22 protein-coding genes and 1 pseudogene are annotated in these 24,853 nt (G+C 70.4%); 9 read left to right on the top strand and 14 right to left on the bottom strand.

All coding sequences use genetic code 11. The features are described from left to right. Position 1 precedes the first annotated feature (1 nt). The 9 genes from purB to CP973_RS23050 all read right to left on the bottom strand — a co-directional run bounded on the left by purB (position 2) and on the right by CP973_RS23050 (position 12,206). Positions 2-1,357: an adenylosuccinate lyase gene (purB, locus tag CP973_RS23085; RefSeq protein ID WP_150244534.1), complete on the bottom strand. Its 1,356-nt coding sequence runs from the start codon at positions 1,355-1,357 to the stop codon at positions 2-4. Beyond that, positions 1,354-2,505 (bottom strand): IMP dehydrogenase, encoded by a 1,152-nt coding sequence (guaB, locus tag CP973_RS23080; RefSeq protein WP_208853285.1) that lies wholly within the window; start codon positions 2,503-2,505, stop codon positions 1,354-1,356. The genes purB and guaB overlap by 4 nt, the downstream gene beginning before the upstream one ends. 57 nt (positions 2,506-2,562) lie before the next feature. After that, entirely contained in the window at positions 2,563-3,165 is a 603-nt protein-coding gene (folE, locus tag CP973_RS23075; protein WP_425282011.1) for a GTP cyclohydrolase I, read from the bottom strand. Beyond that, positions 3,162-3,833, bottom strand: a complete 672-nt coding sequence (locus tag CP973_RS23070; RefSeq protein WP_150244528.1) for a 7-carboxy-7-deazaguanine synthase QueE — start codon at positions 3,831-3,833, stop codon at positions 3,162-3,164. The genes folE and CP973_RS23070 overlap by 4 nt, the downstream gene beginning before the upstream one ends. Positions 3,834-3,932: 99 nt before the next feature. Beyond that, entirely contained in the window at positions 3,933-4,298 is a 366-nt protein-coding gene (locus CP973_RS23065) for a 6-pyruvoyl trahydropterin synthase family protein (protein WP_244409951.1), read from the bottom strand. 285 nt (positions 4,299-4,583) lie between these two features. Continuing rightward, on the bottom strand, positions 4,584-7,484 hold the full coding sequence (locus CP973_RS23060; protein WP_167538494.1) for an AAA family ATPase: 2,901 nt from the start codon (positions 7,482-7,484) through the stop codon (positions 4,584-4,586). Positions 7,485-8,419: 935 nt separating this feature from the next. After that, the gene (locus CP973_RS23055) at positions 8,420-11,074 is read right to left on the bottom strand and encodes a glycosyl hydrolase family 28-related protein (RefSeq protein WP_150244519.1); all 2,655 of its coding nucleotides are present in this window, start codon (positions 11,072-11,074) and stop codon (positions 8,420-8,422) included. Between the two features lie 506 nt (positions 11,075-11,580). After that, the gene (locus tag CP973_RS40160; RefSeq protein ID WP_167538470.1) at positions 11,581-11,742 is read right to left on the bottom strand and encodes a hypothetical protein; all 162 of its coding nucleotides are present in this window, start codon (positions 11,740-11,742) and stop codon (positions 11,581-11,583) included. Positions 11,743-11,780: 38 nt separating this feature from the next. Continuing rightward, positions 11,781-12,206: an Hsp20/alpha crystallin family protein gene (locus CP973_RS23050; protein WP_150244516.1), complete on the bottom strand. Its 426-nt coding sequence runs from the start codon at positions 12,204-12,206 to the stop codon at positions 11,781-11,783. Between the two features lie 457 nt (positions 12,207-12,663). On the opposite strand from CP973_RS23050, the gene CP973_RS23045 reads away from it, so the two are divergent. After that, positions 12,664-13,086, top strand: coding sequence for an Hsp20/alpha crystallin family protein (locus CP973_RS23045; RefSeq protein WP_150244513.1), 423 nt, complete (start codon positions 12,664-12,666; stop codon positions 13,084-13,086). A 146-nt stretch (positions 13,087-13,232) separates the two neighbouring features. Here CP973_RS23045 and CP973_RS23040 read toward each other — a convergent pair whose 3' ends face one another. Continuing rightward, positions 13,233-14,132 carry a LysR family transcriptional regulator gene (locus CP973_RS23040; protein ID WP_150250102.1) on the bottom strand — a complete coding sequence of 300 codons (900 nt, stop codon included), beginning with the start codon at positions 14,130-14,132 and terminating at the stop codon, positions 13,233-13,235. A 138-nt stretch (positions 14,133-14,270) separates the two neighbouring features. Here CP973_RS23040 and CP973_RS23035 point away from each other — a divergent pair, with 138 nt between their 5' ends. Both CP973_RS23035 and CP973_RS23030 read left to right on the top strand, forming a co-directional pair. Beyond that, positions 14,271-15,104 (top strand): inositol monophosphatase family protein, encoded by an 834-nt coding sequence (locus CP973_RS23035; protein ID WP_150244510.1) that lies wholly within the window; start codon positions 14,271-14,273, stop codon positions 15,102-15,104. A gap of 40 nt (positions 15,105-15,144) precedes the next feature. Then, positions 15,145-15,741 (top strand): NADPH-dependent F420 reductase, encoded by a 597-nt coding sequence (locus CP973_RS23030; RefSeq protein WP_150244507.1) that lies wholly within the window; start codon positions 15,145-15,147, stop codon positions 15,739-15,741. Between the two features lie 166 nt (positions 15,742-15,907). On the opposite strand, the pseudogene CP973_RS41840 reads toward CP973_RS23030, so the two are convergent. Then, positions 15,908-16,032: pseudogene (locus tag CP973_RS41840) on the bottom strand (IS630 family transposase); the annotation flags it as partial. A 119-nt stretch (positions 16,033-16,151) separates the two neighbouring features. Further along, positions 16,152-17,429, bottom strand: coding sequence for a glucuronoarabinoxylan endo-1,4-beta-xylanase XynC (xynC, locus tag CP973_RS23025; protein WP_280119027.1), 1,278 nt, complete (start codon positions 17,427-17,429; stop codon positions 16,152-16,154). Between the two features lie 715 nt (positions 17,430-18,144). Here xynC and CP973_RS40155 point away from each other — a divergent pair. The 4 genes from CP973_RS40155 to CP973_RS23010 all read left to right on the top strand — a co-directional run bounded on the left by CP973_RS40155 (position 18,145) and on the right by CP973_RS23010 (position 21,131). Next, on the top strand, positions 18,145-18,297 hold the full coding sequence (locus tag CP973_RS40155; protein ID WP_167538493.1) for a hypothetical protein: 153 nt from the start codon (positions 18,145-18,147) through the stop codon (positions 18,295-18,297). Between the two features lie 185 nt (positions 18,298-18,482). After that, entirely contained in the window at positions 18,483-19,859 is a 1,377-nt protein-coding gene (locus CP973_RS23020) for an MBL fold metallo-hydrolase (RefSeq protein ID WP_150244501.1), read from the top strand. A gap of 37 nt (positions 19,860-19,896) precedes the next feature. Continuing rightward, positions 19,897-20,382, top strand: a complete 486-nt coding sequence (locus CP973_RS23015) for a rhodanese-like domain-containing protein (RefSeq protein WP_150244498.1) — start codon at positions 19,897-19,899, stop codon at positions 20,380-20,382. Next, positions 20,379-21,131, top strand: a complete 753-nt coding sequence (locus CP973_RS23010; RefSeq protein WP_150244496.1) for a sulfite exporter TauE/SafE family protein — start codon at positions 20,379-20,381, stop codon at positions 21,129-21,131. Before CP973_RS23015 ends, CP973_RS23010 begins: the two co-directional genes overlap by 4 nt. 49 nt (positions 21,132-21,180) lie before the next feature. Here the strand turns inward: CP973_RS23010 and CP973_RS23005 are convergent, their stop codons facing one another. Further along, positions 21,181-21,462: a metal-sensitive transcriptional regulator gene (locus tag CP973_RS23005; protein ID WP_150244493.1), complete on the bottom strand. Its 282-nt coding sequence runs from the start codon at positions 21,460-21,462 to the stop codon at positions 21,181-21,183. Positions 21,463-21,546: 84 nt separating this feature from the next. Here CP973_RS23005 and CP973_RS23000 point away from each other — a divergent pair, with 84 nt between their 5' ends. After that, positions 21,547-22,113 carry a rhodanese-like domain-containing protein gene (locus tag CP973_RS23000; RefSeq protein ID WP_150244490.1) on the top strand — a complete coding sequence of 189 codons (567 nt, stop codon included), beginning with the start codon at positions 21,547-21,549 and terminating at the stop codon, positions 22,111-22,113. Positions 22,114-22,597: 484 nt separating this feature from the next. On the opposite strand, the gene CP973_RS22995 is transcribed toward CP973_RS23000, so the two are convergent. Next, positions 22,598-23,644, bottom strand: coding sequence for an Lrp/AsnC family transcriptional regulator (locus tag CP973_RS22995; RefSeq protein WP_150244487.1), 1,047 nt, complete (start codon positions 23,642-23,644; stop codon positions 22,598-22,600). A 196-nt stretch (positions 23,645-23,840) separates the two neighbouring features. Here CP973_RS22995 and CP973_RS22990 point away from each other — a divergent pair, with 196 nt between their 5' ends. After that, on the top strand, positions 23,841-24,557 hold the full coding sequence (locus tag CP973_RS22990) for an SDR family NAD(P)-dependent oxidoreductase (protein WP_150244484.1): 717 nt from the start codon (positions 23,841-23,843) through the stop codon (positions 24,555-24,557). The last annotated feature ends 296 nt before the right edge of the window (positions 24,558-24,853 follow it).

The following is a 24,853-nucleotide window of genomic DNA, read 5'->3' as shown; positions in this document are numbered from 1 at the left end:
GTCATCCTCCTTGGACGAGGCGCTCGGCGCGCTCGACGGCCTCGGCGGCCAGCTCCCGGCAGTGCCCGGTATCGGCCCCCGCGGCGGCCATCCGGCGGACCTCCTCCGCGTCGAGCCGGCCGGCGAGGCGCGGATGGGCCAGTAGGGCGTCGACCATGTCGGTGTCCTCGCCCACGGCCCGGACGGTGGCCTCCTGGATCAGGCGGTACGCCTCCAGACGGTCCACGCCGCGCTGGACGAGGAGCAGGAGGACGGCTTCACTGAGGTGCTCGTTGCGCGAGTGCTCCAGGTTGTGCCGCATACGGTCGGGGAAGACCCGCAGACCGTCGATCACGTAGGTGGCGGTGGTCAGCATTTCGTCCAGCAGGACGCACGCTTCGGGCAGGGTGAACCGTTCATTGGCGGAATTGGCCAGGTCCCGCTCGTGCCAGCTCGTCACGTTCTCCAGCGCGGGCCCGACGAGCGAGCGCACCAGCCGGGCCAGGCTGCAGATGCGCTCACTCTGTACGGGATTGCGCTTGTGCGGCATGGCGGAGCTGCCGATCTGACCGCCCTCGGCGAACGGTTCGGCGACCTCGCCGATCTCCGTACGCTGCAGATTGCGTACCTCGGTCGCCAGGTCCTCCAGGCAGGCGGCCGTCAGCCCCGCCCAGCAGAAGAATTCGGCGATCCGGTCCCGGGCCACGGCCTGGGCGCAGACGGCCGGCTCCGGGAGGCCCAGCTCGCGCAGGGTCTCCCGCTGCACCTCGGGCCCGTGCGCGCCGATCCCGGCGAGCGAGCCCACCGCCCCCGCGACCTTGCCCATGACGATCCGTTCCCTGGCCTGGGTCAGGCGTTCCAGACAGCGGACGAACCGGTCCAGCACGACGGCCAGCTTGAATCCCAGCGTCACCGGCTGTGCCTGCTGGCCGTGGGTGCGGCCGATCATGACGTGGTCGCCGACCGCGCGGATGCGTGCCGTCAGCGCGGTGAGGAGGTCGCGCAGGTCCTCCTCCAGCAGGGCGATGGCCTCGCCGAGCTGGAGGGCGAGCGCCGTGTCGAGGATGTCACTGCTGGTCGCCCCGTAGTGGACCCATGGGCGGTGGGTGCCGCAGGACTCGGCGAATTCCTGTACGACGGCGAACAACTCGTGCCGACTGGTCTTTTCGAGCTCGGCGACACGCTGCGGGGAGCACCGGTGGGTGCGGGCGCGCTCGGCGATGGCTTCGGCCGCATCCCGCGGGATGACGCCGTGGCGCCCCTGCGCCGTCGCCAGCGCGCCTTCCACACGGACGAACGTCTCGTAGCGCGCCCGGTCGGTGAACAGCGCGCGCATCCGCGGACTGCCGTACCGGCCGGTGTCGATCGGGGTCGTCACACCGCCTCCGACGCGTAGTCGAGCGGGACCTGTTCGGTGCGTCCGAGGGCGTGCGGCTTGTTCTCGGCCAGGCCGGCGGGCGTGACGCGGACGAAGCGCGCGCGTTCGCGGAACTCGGGGAGCGTGTGCGCGCCCGAGTAGCTCATCCCGGAGCGCAACCCCCCGACGAAACGGTTCACCGTGTCGGCGACCGGCCCGCTGAAGGGCCACGTCGCCTCCACGCCCTCGGGCGTGTACCGCGCCAGCTCCTCCTTGGTCACCGCCTCACCGCGGGCCCGCTTCAGGGTGAGCCGCATGCCGAACGTCACGAACCCGGTGCTCACCTTCGCGGACCGTCCGTCGTGCTCCACCAGGAGGGCGGCGCTCTCCTCGGCGCCGGCGAGCGCGCTGCCCAGCATCGCCGTCCGGGCACCGGCCGCCAGCACCTTCGCGATGTCGCCCGGCTCCTTGACACCACCGTCCGCGATGACCGGTACGCCGTGCCCCGCGGCCTCCTCCGCACACTCCAGTACGGCGGTGAACTGCGGCACACCGCTGCCGGCCACCAGACGTGTGGTACAGATGCCGCCGGGCCCGATGCCCACCTTGACGGCATCCGCCCCGGCGTCGATCAGATCCTTGGTGCCTTCCGGAGTCGCGACGTTGCCGCCCACGACGGGCACGTCGGGCCAGCGGGACTTCAGCGTTTCCACGGCCTTGAGGACGTAGTCGGCGTGGCCGTGTGCGACGTCGACCACCAGGGCGTCGGCCCCGGCCGCGACGAGAAGGGCCGCGCGGTCGAGGTAGTCGTCGGTCACACCGACGGCGGCCGCCGCGCGGAGCCGGTCCTGCCCGTCGACCGTGGCGCCCGATGCGGCGGACCCCTCCTGACCGTTCTTCTTCACGGCGGACACCTCGGCAGCCTGGTCCTCCGCCGTCTGCATCCGGTGGATGACGCCGAGACCGCCCGCCAGCGCCATCGCGGTGGCCATCCGGGCGCCGGTGCACCACGGGGTGTTGGCGGAGACGACCGGGACGGACAGCCGCAGGCCGGGGACGAATTCGGTGCCGACATCGGTGTGCGCGCGACTGGTGACCGAGGTGCGCCGGGGAACGAGAAGGATGTCGTCGAGCCCGAGCCCGGTGGGAATTTCACGCAAAGCTCTCACCTTCCTTCGGTGGGTTTTCCGGTACGGGTGAACGGAGCGGAACAAGCTCCCGCCGGGTCAGCGGTTTCCGCCGGCCACGCCGACGACCTCGTCGCGCGCGGGCCCGAAGTCCTCGAAGACGCCGGTGAACGCCGACGAGGTCATGAGCGCCGGCGTGCGGATGCCCCGCATGGTCATGCACAGGTGCTCGCCCTTGCCGATCACGGCCACATCGGGGGACCCGGTCACGGCCGAGATCTCGGCGGCGATGTCGTGCACGAGGCGCTCCTGGATCTGCAGCCGGTGCGCGTGCCGGTGTGCGATGCGGGCGAATTTCGAGAGCCCGAGCACATGGGAGGCCGGCCGGTAGGCGATCGTGAGCGAGCACGAGAACGGGAGCAGATGGTGCTCGCACAGCGACCACACGGTGATGTCGGAGACCGTGACCAGCTGCCCGGTGGTGCGCAGCGGGAAGACGGTCTCGACCTTGCCCGCGTCGTACTGCGTGAACTCCCTCCACCACCGCGCGAAGCGGGCCGGCGTGTCCCGCAGGCCGGAGCGCTCCGGATCCTCACCGATCTCGGTGAGAAGCTGCCGCGCCAGCGCCTCCAGAGGGTCCTGGGCCGGCTCCGTGTGCTCGCGCGGCATCTCCAGGGTGCGGGTTTCGGCGCTCATCGTCATATGGCTCTCCTGTCGCCCCACACGGCCACGTGAAGGCGTGTGGTGAGGTTCCATCCGCGTGCTACGACGTGATCGCCGAGCTGTGCGAGATGTCGGTGGGTGGCTTCGGACGTCTGGCCTTCGGGCATGATCCAGACCGGCCGGGTGCCGCAGCGGTCCACGAGGGACGCGACCTCGTCCAGGTCCTCCTCGCCGCGGCAGACGAATTTGAAGGCGGTGCCGGGGACCGCGGCGAGCGCCCGCAGCGCCCCGGGCACGATCCGCCGGTCCTCGGGGTCCCCGGAATGGGACAGCTTGGGGGAGACGTTGAACCGCACGCCGACGGCGACCAGACCGGTGTCCGGCGCGATCGTGCCGTTGGTCTCGATCTCCACGTCGCGTCCGTGGTCGCGGAGCGCGCGCACCAGGGGAAGCAGACGGTTCTGCTGGCTGAGCGGTTCGCCGCCCGAGACGACGACGAGGTCGGTCCCGTAGGCCAGCAGCCGCTCCAGTACCTCCCGCCAGGGAATCGGGTGCAGCTCGTCCTTGGGCGCGTACGCGACGCCGGAGTCGCCGACCCCCGACCAGTCCCAGGTGTACGGGGTGTCGCACCAGCGGCACGAGAGGTTGCAGCCGCCGAGCCGCAGGAACGCGCACCGCCGGCCGGCGGACGGGCCTTCGCCCTGCACGGTGCTAGGTGGGGCCGAAGATCTCGTTCACGACGAGCTTCGGTCCCACCGCGGCGTCACCCCCTTCCCGCCCGCGCCCGGACCCGGCAGACCGTGGGGTCATGCCCGGTACTCCGCCCACGTCTTGTCCGTCTCGGAGACCCGGACCGCGGTCAGCTCCGGCAGGTCGGTGCGCCACTTCTCGTGGATCCACCGCGCCAGGTTCTCGGCGGACGGGTTCAGTCCGTCGACCGCGTCATTGAGGTGACGGTGGTCGAGTTCGGCGTCGAGCCACTGCTTGAAGGCCGAGAGCTCCCCGTAGTCCCGTACGAAGCCGGCCTTGGTCAGGGCGTCGCCGTCGGCGGACAGTTCGAGTTCGACGACGTAGTTGTGGCCGTGCATACGGGAACAGGGGTGGCCCTCGTCGAGGTGGTCCAGACGGTGGCTGGCGGAGAAGTGGAACTCTTTACTGATACGGAATCCCAACGGACTCATCCTTCGAGTAAAGGGAAACGAGCGGTGCGCCGGTCCCCGGCCGGCGAGTGACCTCCGCTCCGGCCGGGGACCGGGTTCGCTTTCATCATCGACGCCGGGGAAAGCGCGGGCCTCTCGGTCCGCACCGAAGGTTCGTCCGCGGGCTCCGGCACGTGGAAACACCTGCCTGCCGTTCGGCTCCGGAACACCGGAAGGCGGCCGAAGCGCAATGCTTCGACCGCCTGACCGGGCGGGTGAGTACCGCCCGTACGGGAAATGGTCCGGGCCCGTCCGGCGTTATCCGTTGGCTGTTTCCTCCGTCAGCAAGGCCCACAACTCCTGCCGTTTGTAGAGTTCGGCGAACTCCTTGCGTCCCTGGATGCCGAGCTTGCGGTAGGCATGGGTCAAGTGAATCTCCACGGTGCGCCGCGTGATGAAGAGCGCGTCGGCGATCGCACCGTTGCTGCGGCCGCGCACGGCGTCGGAGAGCACCTGCCGCTCCCGCTTGGTCAGGGACAGCAGTCCTGTCACGGACCGGTCGTCCTGGTGCCGTCCCAGGGCGTGCAACTGCTCGCGAGCCTGTGCCTCGACCGGCGCCGCACCGCAGCGGCTCGCGAGCGCATGCGCCTGTGCCAGGGGCCCCTGGGCGGCGACGCGGTCACCGGTGCCCCGGAGCAGGGTGCCCAGAGTCAACTGCGCACGGGCCAGCTCCAGAACGTCGGGGGTCCCCGTCAGGATCCGCACCGCCTCCCGTGCCGGCCCGAGGCCGGCTTCGCCGCCGATGACCAGCGCTGCCGTACGCAAGGCGGCTCCCTGGGTACGGTCCGTGGCCTTGTCCCGTACGGTTTCCAGCTCTTCCTCCGCCAAGCGCCGCGCTTCCTGGTGACGCCCCAACTGATGCGCCACCTCGGCGGCCAGCCGACGCCAACCCCCGAACTCGACACTGAGCAGGCCCAGCGCCGCCGACCGCCGCCCGCACTCACGCAGATCCTCCAGCGCATCGTCGAGCTCCCCGGCCGCCATGCGCACCCGGGCCCGCTGCGTCAGCATGGCTTGCGTCGACCACATCGTCGGCATGTCACCGTGGCAGCCGCTCTCACCGAGCACCGTGCGGGCGGCGGCGGATTCCCCCAGATCGACCAGCACCCCGATCAGTTCGGCACCCGCCCATACGGCGGACGGGTTGCCCCGCCACACCCCGTACCGCCCGAAGGTCTTCAAGCAGGTCCGCAGAAGGCCTTCCGCCTCGCGCAGATTCCCGCGTATCCGGGCGATTCCCGCCAGGGGCGGCAGGAGCGCGGCGACCTGGAGCCGCCGCCCTTCTCTCTTCGCGACGGCGATGCCGTGCCGGCAGTACTCCGAGGCGAGACCGAGGTAGCCCTCGTGCACCAGCAGGGCCGTCCCGACGCACAAGGGCGCCGTATTGGGGAGTTCGTAGAGGTCCGGGTCGCGTAGTGACTCTTTCACCAGGTCCAGCGCGGCCTCCCGGCTCCGGCCCGCCGCATAGGCGCTCACGGCGCTCAGCGCCCCGGCCGCGCTGCGCAGCACGCCTTCTTGCGGATCGGACGCGAGGTACCGGTGTCCGAGTTCGCACGCCTCCTTCGTGGACAACTCGGACAGAGAATGCAGCACCCGGTACAGCTGCGTATCGGCGGTGTAGTGCGGCTGCGAGACCGCGACCGTCTCGACGGCCTCGGCCAGCTCGCGCCGTACGCGGGGGCGCGTGGCGAAGAAGAACGAGGCGTCCGCGAGCCGGGCCAGGAGCTGCGGGTGCTCTTCCGCCGTCACCCCTCGGCGCGCCATGTCCGAGAGCCGGCCGATGGCGGCGGAGGGGTCGGTGAGCAACTGCACGTCCGCGAGCTGGGCGGCGGCTCGCCGCCAGTCCCCTCCCCGTGCGTCCCGCACGGCTCGTTGCAGGTACTCCACGGCCTCGCCCGTCTCCTCCCGTACCAGGGCGGAACGCGCCGCCGACCGCAGCGTGTCCACCATCCAGGAGGCCGTCAGCGGGAGGGTGGTCGCCATCAGGTGCCCTGCCACCTGTTCGGCCGGGGCCCCACGGCTTTGCAGATGTTCCGCGGCCTGCATATGAGCGGTGTTCTTGACCACGGTGGATGTCTGCTCGCGGATGGCCGCCGCCACGACGGGATGACGGAACGACATCCGCCCCCCGTCACGGAACAGACGCGTGCGCACCAGGACATCCGCCGCCTCCGCGACCGTCGAGCAGTCCAGGTTCGCCAGCTCCGCGACCATCAGCGGATCGACACCGTCACCCAGCACGGCGACCGTACGGGCCATGGCCGACGCCGGCTCCGAGACCCGCGCGAGCCGGGTCAGCACATGGTCGGCCACGGCCCGCGGCCCCAGGCCGGCGACGTCACGGGCGGTCGCGGCCCGCCGGGTCGGCAGGCACCGCGCGAGCGCCCGCAGGAACAGCGGGTTTCCCGCCGTCGCCGCGCGGCAGGCCGCCGCCAGGCTGTCGTCGCACGGCCGGCCGGTGACGGCCGTCACCAGTGCGGCCGTGCCCGGCAGGTCGAGACCGCCGAGGTCGATACGTCCACGGGCACTCAGACGCAACTCCTCCAGAGCGGCGGGCACCCGCACCGGTTCACCGTCGGCCAGCGTCAGAACGAGGAGGAAGCGGCCCACTCCATCGCACTGGCTCAGCAGGTAGGAGAAACAGTCCAGCGAGGCGGCGTCGGACCAGCCGATGTCATCGACCGTGATCAGCAGCGGGGCCGCCGTGGTGAGGGCCTGGGCCGCCTCTTGGAGCCCGGCGAGCACCTCGCCCAGGACCGACTCCCGGCCCGCGGCCGAGGTTTCCCGGGACGGAAGCGCCTCCCCGGCCCGGCGCAGGGATTCCTCGGCCGTTCCGCCCACCGGGAGCGATTCACCGAACAGGGCGATGAGCTTTCGCGCGGTGCCGAAAGGCACGCGTCCTTCCATCGGCGTGCATCTGAGTTCCACGGCCAAGTGGCCGAGCACACGCGCTTCTTCGCGAAGGGCGCGCAGAACAGCGGTCTTTCCCGCGCCGGTTTCTCCGTACACGACCCAGTGGCCGCCCTGGCCGGCACCGCTGTCGGCCAGGGCCCGGCGCAGCAGACGCATCTCGGGACGGCGGGCGACCACCGCGGAGAGATCCGGGCGCGAAGCATCCGCGGAGTCATCCGGGCGGGACACCTCTTCCACTGACGTCATTCCCACACTCATATGGCTCCGTTCCCTCCGTGTTCACCCCGAGCGGTCGAACGGTGTGCAGTTGTCATCGGAAAGGAGGGAGGACGAAGTCGCGTACGCAATGGACGGCAGTTCATGTGTGGGGGCCTTCGCGTCGGGGAGCTGAGCATGAGCGGGGAGCGGTGCGGCCGCGGAGGGGCCCTCGCCGGCCGGGAGCGCGACGCCGGCCGGCCGACGCGCCATCTGTCTTTTCCCATCAGTCGTCCAACGGAGTCATGCGCCGCAGGGGAACAGGGCATTGCCGACGAAGCGCATCACAAAGCCGCCCCCGCCCTCGTCGGCCCGCGCGACGGCATACGGAGGATCGGCAGGCGGGTACCGGCCGGGAACGGGCGCCGCTCTTCCGGAGCCGCAGCACGTCGGTGCCGCAACTATCAAGTGCGCCGGACCACAGCGTGGTTCACGCGGGCGATGGATAAGAGAAGGTGACGGGCTCGTCCGCTTCGAGCCCGGGACAGTTGCCGCGGAGGGGCGGCGGGCCGTGACTCCGGGATGCGGATCTGCCCTGGTGCGGTGGACGTCGCGCCGGTTCCCCGCAGGCCTCCCGGAACGGCCCGTCGCTGACCGGGCCCGCCACTTTGCGGGGCAGCCACCGACATCCCCTCGCGAACGTCGGCGTCGCGCCTTGCGTGCCGTGCGCGGCGCTCCCCGTCGTTGGATGCAGTCATGTACGTGCTCAACCGCCCTGGATGTCGATGAACGCCTGCCCGGGAAGGTTGCCGTCGGCGGACAAAAGGTTGCCGTGGGGGTGAGACCGGATTTCCGTGACCGCGGCAAGGGGGACGGGCGAAGTGCAGACCGTCCGTCGGGCCCGGCGTGAGGACTCGTCGGAGGTGACCCCACGGCTCAGGGGGCAGAGCAGGACGGCCGCCGCTGAGCCGTGGGCAGTCGGCCGGTCAGGAGGGGGCCAGCCCTTCGAGCACCCGGAGCTTGACCGTGAAGGCCAGCGTCAGCCCTCGCGGCGGCGAGCACTTCACCACGGCGCTCCCGTCCGACGAAACGATCTGTGGCGGGTCCCACCCGGCCGGTACCGAGCCCTCGGCGGATCCGAAGGAGTCGAGCACACGACTCTCGGGCGCCCAGGCGGTGACCGTACCGCCGATGGCGCTCAGGCCCTGTTCGACGACCCACGTCGCGGCCCGGCCCGTCGGGTCGGTCGCCATGACCTCGGCCCGGTAGCGGCTCGCCCCGGCGGCCAGGGGCACCGCGGCCAGGCTGAGGGGATTCGATGCCGCGACGCCGCAGCCCTGCGCCTCCCGCTCGCGGGCCCCGACCCGCCCCGTCGCGGTGTCGAGGGCGAACACCCAGTCCCGCCCGCCGTGCCACTGTGTCTGGCCGAGGTCGGTCGTGGATACACAGCCACCGAGGTGGGACACCCTGTTCTCGTCCTGGGGGAGTGTCCAGGGTTTCGCGGGATTCGTGGTGCTGCCGATGATCCGGACCGGTGCCGGCCCCCGCCTGCCGGCGAACACGATGTTCGCGCGGGTACTCGCGCTGGGGCGGAACTCGCAGTTCACGAATGTCGACGCGGTGGGGATCTCCAGCGGGGGCTTGGGCGGTTCCTGCGCGACCAAGAGCAGGGAGTTGTCGATGAGCACCGGTGGGCAGTCGGTCTGCTTCAGGAAGCTGGTTTCCAGTACCGAACTTTCCAGCACGAGATGGTGCAGATCGGAGGTGGCCACCGCGGACTGCCACGTCTCGGGGTGCTCCTGCGTCGCCTCCGAGCTGATGGCGATTCCGATGCCGTGGAAGGTCCCGTACGGTGCCGCCGTGGTCAGCAGGAGCGGCACGACGGAGCGGTGGCCGCCGATGTACCAGTCACGGGCCGTGACGCCGACGACGTCGGTCGCCACGAAGTCGTACTGGGTTCCGACGGTCTGCAACCGGTTGACCCTGGCCAGCCCGCTGCCGCCCAGAGCCAGGCCGAGCCGGGTGGCGCTGATGAAGAGATGCTCGACCTCGCAGAGGTACGAGTTGTTCCGCAGCCTCATCCCGTCGCGTGCGGCGGTGACGCGGATGTCGCGGAACACCGAGCTGTTCGAGAGCTGGCCATGGATTCCCGCGCCCGACGGGCACTGGAACTCCAGCCGCCGGACCGTGGTGATCGCGGCCGCGACCGGCGGCCCGCCCCACTGGTACATCAGGTAGACGGGGTCGGGGTCCGGAGCCCGTCGGATCCAGGTCGACCCGACGGTGAAGGCGTCGACGTCACGGTCGAAGTTGATCAGTATCCGGGTGACCAGCCGTTGGTCCGGGTGGGCGGGGTCGGGCCTGACGTTGGCGGCGGAGTCGGAGGGGAACTTCGCGGTGGGCGCGGTGAGCGTACGCGTACCGGCGTCCCGGTCGATCACGAAGTCGCTGATCCGGACGGAGTCGATGCGCCCGGTGAACGGACGCGTGAAATCCAGGTACTCGGGCCAGCGCTGCCGGCTTCTGACACCGAGGTAGACGCCTTCTTCGACGGGCTGGGTCAGCTTTGCGCCGGCCGGGGGACGCTGCCCCTCCCGCGGCTCCGCGGGTGTCAGTACCGTCCCGGGGGGACCGGCGTAGAGGTCGAGGTGGGTGCCGTCCCAGACCAGGGAAAGGTGGAGCGTCCGCCCGACCGGGAAGCTGCCGGGATGGGAGACGACGTGGTCCACGCCGTCGAGCCGGGCCGTGGCGGTGACGGTGACCTGCCCGGTCGTGCCACCGAGGAAGATTCCGAAAGCACAGGTGGCCGCTTCGCTGTTCAGCCGGCGGCCGGAACTGGAAATGACCGGCTCTCCGCCTCCGCCCGGCAGTGCCTCGGGGCGCACCGTGCAGGAGACCGAGAACGACGCCGCGCCGTCCATGTCGAGCGCCGGGCTGTCGCGGAGGTTGACGGTGCTCCTGTTCGTCGCGCTGAGGCTGCCGGCCTTGCCCGCCCCGGTGAGCAGGGCGTCCGACGTGGGCAGGTGGCCGAGCGACTTCGGCGAGACGCACAGCGCCGGACCGTGCGCGCCGAAGAGCCTGATGGTGGTGGTGTGCTCGCTCTCGCCGACCAGCTCGATCTTCCCCTGCTCGCGGCCGACGACCAGCGGGCGGCGGATGCGGTAGTAACCCGCCGGGAAATAGACCACGCCGGGCCGCAGCGGGTGCAGGGAGCGCATGGCACGGGTGATGGCGTCCCAGTCGTCGCTCTGGTCGTCGCCCTTGGCACCGAAGTCGAGGACGTTCGCGAAGTCGTGCTTCGGCACCACGGTCACGTTTCCCTGCGCGTCGCACTCGCCGACGACGAAGGCGCCTTCGGCCACCGGTAACTGGCGCGCGCACCGGCCCTGCGCATCGACGACCACGGCGGACGGCTGCCCGGTACCGAGACCGGCGGTCCGGGCAGGCATGACCTCGGGCTGCCGGTAATAACTCACTTTCGTGCCGGCCGCGGCCGCGGTGGCCGCGACCCCGGTGACCATCGTGCCCGCGGCCAGCGCAGCAGGCGTTGCCCTGGTCAGCGTCGTGGAGTCGCCCGGATCCAGCGCGGAGCACAGCACGTCCCCCGCCTGGACATCGACCGCGACCACTGCTGTGTCCATGCGTTCCTCCAGCCTCGTAGCGACACGGCGCGCGATGCCCAAGGGGAGCTTCCGGGCCAACGAATGGGCCCGAAGCCCGAAGCCCGAAGCCCGAAGTCCGGGGCTGAGGCGTCATCCAGGCACGCGAGCGCCTCGCCCCAGGAGACGGCAAACCGTTGGCCGCGGACAGCCGACCGGCAAGCAATTCACTCACACGGGTCACGCGTGCCGATGCCGTACACCGCGGGGAACGGCGGCAGTAACCGGCGATCCGACGGAAGCCGGTGAGGACGAGACGTGCTCGGCCTCGCGCTCGTAACGGGGCGGTGCGAGCGTCGGCAGCCGGCCCACCGGGACACGGTCCTCTCGCCGCCACGAAGCTGATTGCTGACGTGGCTCGCGATCATCTGCCCGGCGCCGCCCCCGCCCGGCGGACCCACTACTTCCGTCAGCGAGTCGCGCCCGTAGAGGTCTGTTCGCCGTGTGGCGACAGGGCCGGGCAGGGACGATGGCGGCGGCGGTGGTGGTCAGTGGTTGCCGAGGGCGGTCCGCAGCCGCTGGTGGTGGTCGAGGTCTTCGAAGATGTCGCGGTCGGGCGGGCCGGGGTGGTGGCGTCCGGCGTTCCAGGCCCAGGTGCTGGCGGCGATGCCGGTGGTCAGCGGGATGAGCAGCCACAGCAGGGCGCTCACGGTTCAACCTCCTTCGGTGGGGCGGGATGGGCGGCTTCTCAGGCCGTGAGCTGCTTGGGTGTACCGCCGGAGACGGTGATCTTGCGGGGTTTGGCGTGCGCGGCCAGCGGGATGCGCAAGGTGAGCACGCCGTTGTCGTAGGCCGCTTCGGCGGCTGCGGTGTCCAGGGCGTCGGGCAGGGACAGGCGCCGGGAGAACGGTCCGGTGGGGCGTTCGGTGAGCACGGCCCGGGCGTCGGCCGGGACCGGCGAGGGGCGTTGCGCACGGAGGGTCAGTACATTCTGCTCCGTGGTCAGTTCGATGCTGGAGCGGTCCATGCCCGGCAGGTCGAACTGTACGTAGAGCGCGTCGTCGTCGCGCCAGGCATCCGCCGGGATGACGGCGCCCGCCGAGGTCGCGGCGGTGTGTGCGAGCTGGTGCACCAGCCGGTCGAGACCGTCCAGGGCGCCGTTGCGCGCAAGCATTCCTCTTTCTCCCTCCGTTTTTCTGATCTCGCAGCTGTCGCGCGGGCGGGGCTTGACACCTTGAGACAGCCGCTTGTCCCAGCTGCTTACTCATATAACGCACCGCAGCAACTCTGACAAGTCACGACTAGAGCAAGTTGATAGCGAAGAACTCAATTTGGCATGTGGCGGCGGCTGCGCTGTTGCGGCTGTGCCCGGATGCCGGCGCGGTGCTCATCGCCCTGTTCCTGGGGGTGTGTGCTGGTCGGAGTGGTGCCCGGCCTTCGGCTGCGGCGTCTCCTGCGGCCTTCCGGTCGCCTCTTTGCTGCTGGGCCCGGGAGGCGATGCGTCCAGGCTGCGGCAGGGCAGGAGGGTGGCAAAAAATTGAGCCTGGGCTTGTCAACTTTCCGGCCCGCGATGTACATAAGAAGAAGACCCGAACTACGCGGGAATGACGCTGTCGAAGGAGGGACGGGACATGCTGATGCGTACGGATCCCTTCCGTGAGCTCGACCGGCTCGTCGAGCGTGTCCGGGGCACGGCCGCGCATCCGGCCGGCATGCCGCTGGACGCCTGGCGTGAGGGAGACGGCTTCTTCGTGGAGCTGGACCTGCCGGGTGTGGACCCGGAGTCCATCGATCTCGATGTCGAGCGGAACGTCCTGACCGTGAAGGCCGAACGCAAGCCGACGTACGGCGAGAACACCGAGACGGTGATCACCGAGCGGCCCGTGGGGATGTTCAGCCGGCAGCTATTCCTCGGCGAGACCCTCGACACCCAGAAGATCGAAGCCTCCTATGAGGCGGGCGTGCTGAAGCTGCGCGTCCCGGTCACCGAGCAGGCCAAGCCGCGCAAGATCGCCATCAGCGGCGGCGGTGACCGCAAGGAACTGGGCAGCTGACGCCGACGAGCCGCGTTCACGGGGCCCCGGGCTGGTGGTAGCCCGGGGCCCTGTCGCCGTCCGGGGGGCAAGCCGACCGCCGCGGGGCCCTGACCCCGGACCGCTTGGCGCCCTTTTCCGGGGGCGGACATCTTCGGCGGTAGAGGTTACGTCGGGGGCGCCAACGCGGTTCGCGCCAGATCGCGCAGCCAGACGTGTGCGGGGTCGGTGTCATAGCGCTGATGCCATGACAGGTACACCGCGGCCGACGGCAGTTCGAACGGCAGGGGGAGCAGGGCCAGGCCGAGGGCCGTGGCCGGTGCGCGCGTCGTCGCTTCGGGGGCTGTGACGAGGAGGTCGGAGTCGCGCACGAACTCGAACGCGGCGCCCTCGGTGGGCACGGTTGCCACGACCCTTCGGGTGAGGCCGAGCCGCGCGAGAGCGTCGTCGAGGGCGTTGCCGAGCTTTCCGCGCCGCGAGACGGTGATGTGTTCGGCCGCGGCGTACCGCGCGGCGGTGACAGCCTCGCCCCGGGTGAACGGGTGGCCCTGCCGTACGACGATGACGTGCTGGGTCTCGGCCACCCGATCGGCGCTGATGTCGGGTGCGGTCGGGCGGTTCGCGTTCGCCTCCAGGTCGACCTCGCCGCGACGCAACTCGGGGGTGTCGACGCTCGATTCAGCGATGAAACGCAAACGCACGCCCGGCGCCTGCTCGCGTACGGCCGCGAGAAGCGCGGGGCCGCTGCGGGCGACGAGTGAATCGTGCCAGCGGAGCGTGAAGGTGCGTTCGAGTGTCGTGAGGTCGAGTTCGCGGCTCGGTGCCAGCACGCCCTGGACCTGCTGCAGCAGCTCGTGCACCTGCTCCCGGACGGCGATCGCGTACGGCGTCGGGGTCATCGTGCGCCCGGTGCGCACCAGGATCTGATCTCCCGTCGAGCGCCGGATCCGGCCGAGGCTTCGACTCATCGCGGGGGCGGTGACGTGCAGGCGCTCAGCGGCTCCGGCCACGCTGCCTTCCTCCAGGAGCGCATCGAGCGCGGCGAGCAGGTTCAAATCCAATTGCATGTGACTCATCCTAGTCGTGCAATACATGCACTTGCTGTTAATGACCGGCCCTCCTACCTTCGTTGCGAGCGCGAAAGAAGCACGGTTCTCGCCTGTTCCGCCTCCGCCACATCCCCCCTGCCAGTTGGGAGCACCGCCATGCCCGAGCCGATCCATTCCACCGGAATCGCTGCAATCACCGGCTCCACGACCGACGCCGACCTGCTCACGCAGACCGCGATCGCCGTGCGCGCGGCGGCTTCGGTGCTGCGGGAACGGTTCGGCGACGTGGTCCGCTACCGGTCCCGCGAAGAACTGATGCGCGCGCTCGCCGCGAACGACGACGCGGCCCTCGACGTCCTGCGCCCCCGCCTCGCCCTCCTGCGCCCGGACGCCCGCTTTGTCGAGGACGAACTCGCGGGCGGCGCCTTGCCACCCGGCGAATGGTGGGTCCTGGATCCGGCCGAAGGCAACGTCAACCACCTGCACGCCCTGCCGGAGTGGGCGGTGACCGCCACTCTCGTGCGCGACAGCCAACCGGTGCTCACCGCGGTTCACCTGCCGCTGACCGGTGAGACCTACACCGCACGCGCCGGCGCCGGAGCCCGGCTCGACGGCCGCCCGCTGCACGTGTCCCGGACCACGGACCTCGGCCTGAGCCTCGTGGCCACGAGCCAGGCCAGGCCGGACGAGGACGAGAAGGTCGTGCGGCGCATCGGCTCCTCGATCACCGCGATGCTCTTCGACGCGCTCGTGGTGCGCACCTCCGTGCCCGCCACCCTGCACCTCCTGCACGTGGCCGCCGGCCGGATCGACGCCTTCTGGCAGTTCGCCGGGGCCCGCGCGGACCTGCTTCCCGGGGCGCTGCTCGTCGCCGAGGCCGGTGGGCGGATAACCGACGCAGAGGGCCGCCCCTGGACCCCGCGGAGCGAGAGCTTCCTGGCCGCCGCGCCCGGCGTGCACACCGAAGCCGTCACCACGCTCTCCCGCTGACTCCCACCACAACCACCAACGCCGGAAGGATCACACCACCATGACCACGATCGCCGTTCTCGGAAACGGCCGCGTCGGCGGCAGCCTCGCCCTGGCCCTCACCGAGGCCGGACACGAGGTGACCGTGGCGGACCGCTCACCGGGCTCTGCCGCCGAAGCCACCCGGACAGCGCAGATCGTCATCAACGCCACCCCGGGCGCCGGATCGCTGGAGCGGCTCACCGCGCTGCGCGCGGAACTGCGCGGCAGGATTCTCGTGGACGTCTCCAACGCCACCGTCGACGGACCGGACGGACTGCCGGCCGACCTGCTCTACCCCGGCTCAAGCCTCGCGGAGCAACTGCAAGAAGCACTCCCCGACACGCGCGTCGTCAAGACGCTCAACACGATGCTCTACACGGTGATGACCGCGCCCGCCGCGCTCACCCAGACACCGACCGCTTTCCTCTCCGGCGAGGAACCGGAGGCCAAACAGGCCGTACGCGGGCTCCTCGCCGACCTCGGCTGGCAGCAGGAATGGATCACGGACCTCGGCGGGATCGAGACCGCGCGGGCCGCCGAGGCCGCGATCCTCTTCGTACCGCACGTGATCCGATCCAGCGGATTCGCGCCCTTCGCCATCTCGATCACCCGCTGAAAGCCCGACGCGACTCTTTCTGAGAACGACCGCAAGTCGTGGCCGATCCGGAGTGCCCGAACGGCTGCCCGGGCGGTGAGTGGTGCCAATCCACCGGCTCCATGCGGCGATCAGATCATGCATGCCCTGGCAGCCGCGTGTGTACAAGTCGTCCCGAACAGAACGGTGGGCCGCCGAGCTTTCGGTGTGCGATACCCAGCAGGCGGGCGTAGTCGGTCTCGGTGAAGCCCGTGCAAAGGCCTTGGCGGCACCTCGGTCGAGGCGGTCGCGATTGGTCGGCCGTGGCCGGCGGCGTCGGCTGTCAAGCCACCGCTATCGGGATACGGCCCTTTGGTGGTACGGCGCTCATAGTGGTGTCTGACCTGTCGCAATGCTGGCTGTGACGGCCGAATTCACGCCTGGGCTCCCGATTATGCCGTGACGAAGGTCGTCACACTTCGAGCGGGAAGCGTGACGGTGAAAGAGCCGTTCGACAAGCCGGTGGTGCCCTGGAGAGCGACGTTCCGGCTCGCGTCGGTCAGCCAGGACGAGACGCGGGACGCGGTGCCGTTCTTCAGGGTGAACTGTTGGCTCACCGCAGACGCCGACTTGTTGGTGGCGACGACAACGAGGGAACTGCCGCCCCGGTACGCCGAGACGTAGACGTTCGGCGCCGGGGCTGCCGTCGCCTCGATCCGTACGTACCCCGGACGGACGAACCTGGCGAACTGCGCCATGCAGGCGCCTCGCTTGCTGAGGCGGCCGTCCTCCCGCAGGAGGCCGTAACCGCGGCGGATGTACCACCAGACGTATGCCTGGAATTCGGCGTCCACCATGGCGTGGTGGAGGTGCTCGGCCACGTCGAGGGCCTGCGGCCAGAGATCCGCCGAACTGGTGCTGTCCGGATAGTAGACCTCGGTCATCCAGAGTTCCTTGCCTGCGCCCTTCTTCTTGAAGAGGGGGTAGGGGAAGTTCCTGAACGGCGTGCCGTAGAGATGGGTGGCGACGATGTCCACGTTGGCGAGCGCAGCGGGGTCGTTGAGGATCGGGTCCGACGTGTTCTTCGTGTAGTTGAAGGATTCGGGCGCGATGACCCGGGTGCCGATAGAGCCGGCGTTCTCCCGCAGGAACCGGACCATTTCGCCGGGGGTCCACCACGTCCAGTCGTGCGCGTAATCGGGCTCGTTCTGCACGGATATGCCGTACAGGTTGACTCCGTTGTTGCGCACAAAACCGTTGAAATCGTTCAGATGCCGGGCATAAGCGCCGTACATGTCGTGCCTGAGACGCCTCGCGTTGGTCTGACCGCCGTGGACGAAGGTCTCGACCATGTGGGCGGGCGGATTCCACGGTGACGCGAACACGGTCGCTCCCAGCTCGGCCGCGCGCTTCACCGTCGCCATGTCACGGCTCCAGTCCGCCCGGTTCTCCGGAACGGGAATTCTCAGGACGGACAAGCCGAGCCGGCCCTCCCCGGTGCCGAACGCCGTGTCCCGTTGGGCGGCTGTCAGGTCGCCGATCCAGGCTGTGTGCGTCATGCCGCCGAACCCTCGGATCGTCTGCCGCCGCGCCGAGGGATCGACGACCACCGTGGTGGCGGCCGCGGTCCCCGAGGACCACGAGGTTCCCCTGGCCGATGCCGCGGCCGTGGCCGTGGTTGTGGTTGTGGCCGTGGTCGTGGCCGTGAGGACCGGCAGGGCCCCCACCACCGCCAGGACGGTTCTCCGGCTCGGCGGCTTCCGCTCGCCGCTCACGGGGTCGTACGTGTCTTGTGTCACGTCGCCTCTCCTCTGGTCTGTTGATTCCGGTACGGGGTGCCCTTGCCAGAGGTTGCCGGTGGAAGGCATTAGGTTGCCGGGGGAGTCGTGAACCACGGAAAGTGGCTGAATCGAGAAGGACTGACGGCCGCACCGGGTTCTTCCGCGCTGGCCGCACCGAATCATTCCCCGCCAGCCGCACCGAATCATTCCCGCCGACCGGCGCTTGCAACAAGACCGGGAACGACCCGATGCGGCCGGTGGGCGCTTGGATTCCTTCGGCCTGGTCTTGGAGGTCTCGGTGGCCGACCGCGAGGAATCGCTCAGCTACATCGTGCGCAAGAAGATGAGTGGCGCAGAGCCCTCGACTGGATGAAGCGCCACTCCCTGTCCGCCAGCGCTTTGAATGAAGCCGATGCGCCGCGCAGGGCACTGGATGCCCTGCGCGGCATGCTGGACGGCCAAACGGCTGTATATGGGGCGAGTTGTGCGACTAGTGCGCTCTCGCGGGCCGGATCGCGGGCGTACGGGCCCGGGCCGTGGCGGGTTTCGCCGCCGAGGTTCCATCCGCGGCGGCCCGCTGATGCTGCGCGGCTTGACCCCCGACGCTCAAACTCGGCCTGTATCCCCCTGGCGGCAGGAACACACGCTGTTCTCGGGGCCGTAGATGAAAGCCGTGACGGGCGGCTGGCCGGTCGCCGGCGCGCCGGACGACGACGTTGCAGAGCAGGAGGATGCCGAAGCCTTGGTCGGACAGGCCTTGCGGACAGCAGTGGCGGTGATGTCGAAGTCGGTGCCGTGGTGGACGGTGCGGTCGTAGGGCGCGGCCGGCTCCTGGCCGGCGCGGAATGGCGGGCTTTCCCTATACCCCTCTGGGTACCCGGTCGAGGGCGGCCGCTCTCCGTCGAGAGAGCGCCCTCACCCCCTGGAATACCCCCGGGGGTACATGGGGTTATGGTGATGTCGATACCCCCCGGGGTACACCGTTCATGAGGAGTTGTAGTCGTGTTCTTCGTCGACACCTTGGAATTCGAGGGCCTGGGCAACCGCAGCTACCTGGCCGGCGGAGTCCGTACCGCGCTGGTGGTGGATCCGCCCCGCGATATCGATCAGGTCATCACCGCGGCGGCGCGGCGCGGGGTGCGTATCGCCCTGGTGGCGGAGACGCACCTGCACAACGACTACGTCACCGGCGGCCTGGAGCTGGCCCGCGTGACCGGGGCCCGCTACCTGGTGCCGGCCGGGGCGTCGGTCGCCTTCGCCCGTACCCCGGTCGCCGACGGCGACGTGTTCGAAGTGGACGAGGGCCTGGTGCTGCGGGCGATGGCCACTCCCGGTCACACGCCGCACCACACCTCCTACGTCCTGGAGGAGGACGGCCGGGGGATCGCGGCGTTCACCGGCGGGTCCCTGCTGATCGGCACCGTCGGCCGGCCGGACCTGGTCGAGCCACGGCTGACCGAGCAGCTGGCCCGTGCCCAGTACGCCTCGGCCCACCGCCTGGCCGATGAGCTGGACGACGAGGTGCCGGTGCTGCCCACGCACGGCTTCGGCAGCTTCTGCTCCTCGTCCCAGGCGGAGGGGGACGCGACCACGATCGGTCAGGAGCGCAAGGTCAACGACGCCCTGACCAAGGACGTGGACACCTTCGTCGCCGAACTGCTCGCCGGTCTGGACGACGTGCCCGCCTACTACGCGCACATGGGACCGGCCAACGCCGCGGGCCCCGTCCCCGTCGACCTCACCCCGCCCCGCCCGGCCGACGCCGAGGAGATCGCGGCCCGGCTGGCCGCGGGGGAGTGGGTGGTGGACCTGCGCAACCGGGTCGCCTTCGCCCAGGGGCACGTGGCCGGATCGTTCAATTTCGAGGGCGAGGGCAAACTCGCCACGTACCTGGCCTGGCTGATCCCGTGGGGCAAACCCGTCACGCTGCTGGCCGAGTCGCCCGAGCAGATCGCCGATGCGCAGCGGGAACTGGTCCGGGTGGGCATCGACCGCCCGGCTGCCGCCGCCACCGGCGACCCGTCCGGCTGGGTCCGCGCGGGCGAACGGCTCGCCTCCTTCCCCCGCGCCCGGTTCGCCGACCTCACCGGGGTACGGGAGCGCGGCGAACGGGTGGTGGTCCTGGACGTACGGCGCGATTCCGAGCGTGCGCGCGGGTATGTCGACGGCTCGGTCCACATTCCCGTCCACGAGCTGCCCGGCCGCGTCGGGGAGGTGCCGGACGGGACGGTGTGGGTGCACTGCGCCGGCGGAATGCGGGCGGCGATCGCCGCTTCCCTGCTCGACGCCGCCGGACGCGACGTGGTCGCCGTCGACGACGGCTTCGACGCCGCCGCTGCCGCGGGTCTCACCCTCACCACGCCCGACGGCACCGCCTGAACGCGTTACCCGCACCACCGCACGGAGTGATCGAACCATGTTTCCGCTGTTGCGCCGCGGCCCCGGCCGCCCGGCCCCGCACCAAGCCCACCGGAGAGTCGGCGACGGGCAGGCCGTTCTGCCGGATGTGCGCGAAGCGCCGGAATGGGAAGGGCAGGCCGGGCACGCGCCCGGCGTGCTGCGCCTCCCGCTCAACCGCCTGGCTGCCGGAGCTTTGCTGCCCGAGGCCGCGCGCGGCAGGCCGGTGACCGTGTTCTGCCGCTCGGGGGACCGCTCCCGGCGGGCCGGTGAGATGCTGACCGGCCGAGGCGTGGACGGCAGGTGCGGCATCGGAGGTTTGACCGCCTGGGCCCGCGAGGACCTGCCCGTCGCGGGCAGCCACTACGGCCACTACGGCCACTACGGCCACTACGGCCACTACGGCCACTACGGCAGCTACGACAGTGGCGGCACCGGCGGTACCGGCGGCAACTACGACAGCGACAACAGTGACAACAGCGACAACAGCGGTGGCGTGGCATGAGCGCGCTGATACTGGCCCTGGCTGCCGGGGCCGTGGTCGGGCTCGCGCTCGGTGCGCTCGGTGGAGGCGGCAGCGTCCTGGCGGTGCCCGCGCTGATCTATCTGCTCGGGTTCACCCCGGCCGCCGCCACCACCGCCAGCCTGATCATCGTCACCGCCACCTCGTTCACCGCGCTGTGCGCCCACGCCCGTACCGGCCATGTGCGCTGGAAGGCCGGCGCCCTGTTCGCCGCGGCCGGAATCCTGCCCGCCGCCGCGGCCGGCGCCGCCGCTTCCCGCCTGCCGCAACCGATCCTGACCACCGCGTTCGCCGTCGTCGCCGCCCTCGCCGCCGTACGTATGCTGCGCCCCGGGCGGCCGAGCACCGGCCACCCGCCGACCGTGCGCCCGGCTGCGGCCGCGGGCACCGGCGCGGGGCTGGGGGCGCTGACCGGACTGCTCGGAGTCGGCGGGGGCTTCCTCGTCGTCCCCGCCCTGGTCACGGTGCTGGCATTCGAGATGCAGGCCGCCGTCGGCACCAGCCTGCTGGTCATCTCGGTGAACTCGCTCGCCTCGCTCGCCACCCGCGGCGCCACCACGGCGGGCGCCGACTGGCCGGTGATCGCCCCTTTCACGGGGGCCGCGATCCTCGGCGCGTGGGACGGCAAACGCCTGGCGGCCAAGGTCTCCGGCACCCTCTTGCGGCGCGTGTTCGCAGCCGTACTGCTGGCCGTCGCCGCCTGGATGCTCGTCGACGCCCTCACCCCCTGACCCCGCGAGCCCCGTTCCCCGTACTCTGGATCAGGCCGGCGGCGGGAGATCAGGCCAGCGACAGGAACAGTTTCTCCAGACGGGCGCGCATCTCCTCCCGGTCCTCCGGGGCGGCCGTGTCCGCATCGGTCAGGCAGTGCTGCAGACCGGTGGCGATGATCGCGAAGCCTGCCTTGTCCAGGGCCCGGGAAGCGGCCGCCAGCTGCGTGACCACGTCCTCGCAGTCCCGTCCCTCCTCGATCATCCTGATCACACCGGCGATCTGGCCCTGCGCCCTGCGCAGCCGGTTGACCACCGCTTTCAGCTCCTCGGCCGCCATCGAGAGTTCCACAGCCCACACTCCTTCACGAATACCCCTGCGGGTATCGCTACCCTACCGAAGGGGCAACCCATGAACAGCAAAGGAAAATCCCCCGTGGCAGTCACCGCTTCCCTCACCGCCGCCCAGGCGCACGCCCGCCTCCACGAGCTGACCGTCGTCGACGTCCGCACCCCGGGCGAGTACGCCTCCGGCCATCTGCCCGGCGCCCACAACATCCCCCTGGACCGTCTCGACGCGGCCGTGCCCGCCCTGAAGACCGCCGCCGGCCGCGGTGACCTGCTCCTCGTGTGCGCCTCCGGCACCCGTTCCGCCCAGGCCAGGGAACGCCTGGCCGAGCACGGCATCACCGCCGCCAGTCTGACCGGCGGCACCACCGCCTGGCAGCAGCTCGGCCACGCCGTCCAGCGCGCCGACGGCACGCGCGCCGTGTGGGCCATGGAACGCCAGGTCCGCCTCGCCGCCGGCTCCCTCATCCTGACCGGACTGCTGGCCGGCCGGCGCTGGCCCGCCGCCCGTCGGCTGTCCGCGGGTATCGCCGGCGGCCTGGTCTTCTCCGCTCTCACCGACACCTGCGGCATGGCCAGGGCACTCGCCAAACTGCCGCACAACCGGCCCAGGACCACCGATCTCGAAGCCACCCTCGCGGCCCTGACCGGCTGACAGCGCCCTCCGACGGGCTTGGCCCCGTACCTGCCCGCCAGGCCGTCTCGCCCGCGGGAGTGGTGGTCGGCAGGCGGACGCCGCGGTGCACTCACGCTCCGTTCTCGCCGCCGGTGGTACGGGTACCGGTACGGGTACGGGCCCCGGCTGCTCACCCGGCCCCTGGACCGGCTGCTCTGGGAACCCGTACACGTACTCATGCAACTGCGACAGTTCCGCGACCTGCGGAAACGCGTGACGGACACGGGCCACAGCAGTGGTCGGCCCCTCAGCCTTCCCTGCTCGAAGCGACGTAAATCCCGGGCGGACGTAGGTACGCCCTCAGGACCCCTTCTCCGCCGGGCGAGAGGTATGCCGGGCGAGAGGTAAGCCGGTCGACAGGTAGGCCGGTCGCCCCGATGCGCGGCCTGCCCGGTCAACCGGGCCCCGCGTACGGGGCCACCCGACGTACGGATCGGAGGCGCGCCGGGGCAGGGAGGAGGCATCACGCTCTCCTGCGCGACGGATCGACGAGGCGATCGCCGGACAGCAGCGTGCCGGCCTGCTTGACGTGCTGGAGTACAGGCGAGACCTCCATGCTCTGCAGGCCTGCCATGGAGCCGATGCGATCGGACGTGAACTCGAATAGCTCGTCGAGGTCCCGGCAGTGCGCGACGGCGTGAATGTTGTAGGGCCCGGAGACGGCCGCGGCGAAAGCGATTTCGGGTTCCTGCGCGAGGGTGCGTCCGACCGTCTTCACCGCCGACGGATGCACGCGCAGCCACAGATTCGCCCTGGCGTGATATCCCAAAGCGGCCGCGGCGATCTCGACATCGATGTGAACGACGCGGCGCCGGAGCAAGGCGTCAAGGCGGCGTGACACGCGTCCCGGGGTGGAGTCCGCCGCTGCGGCGAGGTCGACGAAGCTGGCGCGGCCGTCTGTGGCGAGGGCGTCGAGAATCCGCTCGTCCTCGTCGGTGAGGTGCACGGGATCGCGAGTGACCACGGGGACCTCGGCGAAAGGGGAACCGTCGCTCCCGAGCATGGCTTCCTGTTCCGGGGACAACACGCCGTGCAGGGCGGTCCAGTAATGGCCGCGGCCGCCTACGAACTGACGCAACATCGCGAAGGCGTTGATGTCGAGCACCGCCGCAGTGCGCGGAAGCCGTTGGCCGAGCAGATTCTCGCGCTGCTCGCGTGTCCGTGACTGGGTCGCGCAGGTGATTTCGCAACCCGCCGCACTCAGGGCGACCCAATTGACATCGTCGCGCTTGGCGAGCGCGTCGGCGATCGCTGCGGCGCTGCCGGGACGGCAGCGAAGCCGCACCAGCCACCGGCTCTGTCCCAGCGCCCCCGGATTGAGCATGCCGGCGACGCGGATGACGCCGTCGGCGCGCAGGCGCCGGTACCGGCGGTTGACGGCGCTTTCGGTGAGGCCCAGCGCGACCGCCATCGAGACGAAAGAAGCCCGCGGAGCGATCTGCAGCGCGCGAATGATGCGCACATCATCTGGCTGGAGAGCGGGGGATTCCGACGTAGCTGCGCCTGTCATACGAGGAATCCTACAAATCCGCCCCTTCGGCTCGATCCAGCGCCGGCCCGGTGGACACACTGATCACGCATGGCGCAGAGCCGCCATATCAGTGCCACCGGCCGACGGCGCCTTCAGGTCTCGGTGACACACGAAAAGCTCACCACGTAAGGCATGTAAAGCGCGTAAAGCACGTAAGGAACGGAGATGACGCCGGATGTCATCGACTGATATAGGTCAGAACACGCCGACCGCTCTCATCATCGGGGCTTCACGCGGTCTCGGCTGTGCGATGGCGGCCGAATTCCTGGACCGGGGCTGGAACGTCCTCGGCACGGTCCGCGACACCGCCGCTCACACACCCCTGCACGATCTCGCGGGCCGGGCTGACGGACGCATCACCATCGAGCACCTCGACATCAACGAGCCCGGACAACTGGCACCCCTGCGCGAACGCCTCGCGCAACGCCGGCTCGACCTCCTCTTCGTCAACGCGGGCACCACGAACAACGAGCCGGTCCCGATCGGCGCGGTTCCGACAGACGATTTCATCGAGGTGATGGTCACCAATGCCCTGAGCCCCATGCGCGCCATCGAAGCGCTCGAAGACCTCGTCTCTCCCACCGGGCTCATCGGCGTGATGTCGTCCGGACAAGGCAGCATGACGAACAACACGACCGCGGGCCGCGAGGTCTACCGCGGAAGCAAAGCGGCGCTGAACATGTTCATGCGCAGCTTCGCGGTCAGGCAGGCCGAGACACAGCGCGGCTTCGTCCTCCTCGCCCCGGGTTGGATTCGTACCGCGCTCGGAGGGCCGGACGCACCGTACACCGTTGAAGAGAGCGTCCCGCTGTTGGTGGATGTCCTGCTGTCCAAGCTGGGCACGCCCGGCTTGGAGTATCTGGACCGCTGGGGCCGGACCGTGCCCTGGTGAACCCCACCACCGGCCCGCGAGAACGCACCGGTGGGCCACCATTCGAACCCTCCGGACGGCCCGCAGGGACCTACCGGTGGGCCACCATTCGAATCCTCCGGCCGACCCGCAGGGACCTACCGGTGGGCCACCATTCGAATCCTCCGGCCGGCCCGCAGGGACCTACCGGTGGGCCATCACTCGAACTCTCCGGCCGATCCGCGGGGACCAGCGGGCCGTCACCCGAACCCTCCCTCCGGCCTCCTCGCACCCCCTGGCTGCCACTCGACCGCTCACCTCGCGTCGCGACCGGCGCC

The sequence above is a fragment of the Streptomyces albofaciens JCM 4342 genome (genome assembly GCF_008634025.1).
GTDB lineage: Bacteria > Actinomycetota > Actinomycetes > Streptomycetales > Streptomycetaceae > Streptomyces > Streptomyces albofaciens.
The sequence above is the reverse complement of the archived record's forward strand: the minus strand, read 5'-3'. Positions and strand labels throughout refer to the sequence as shown.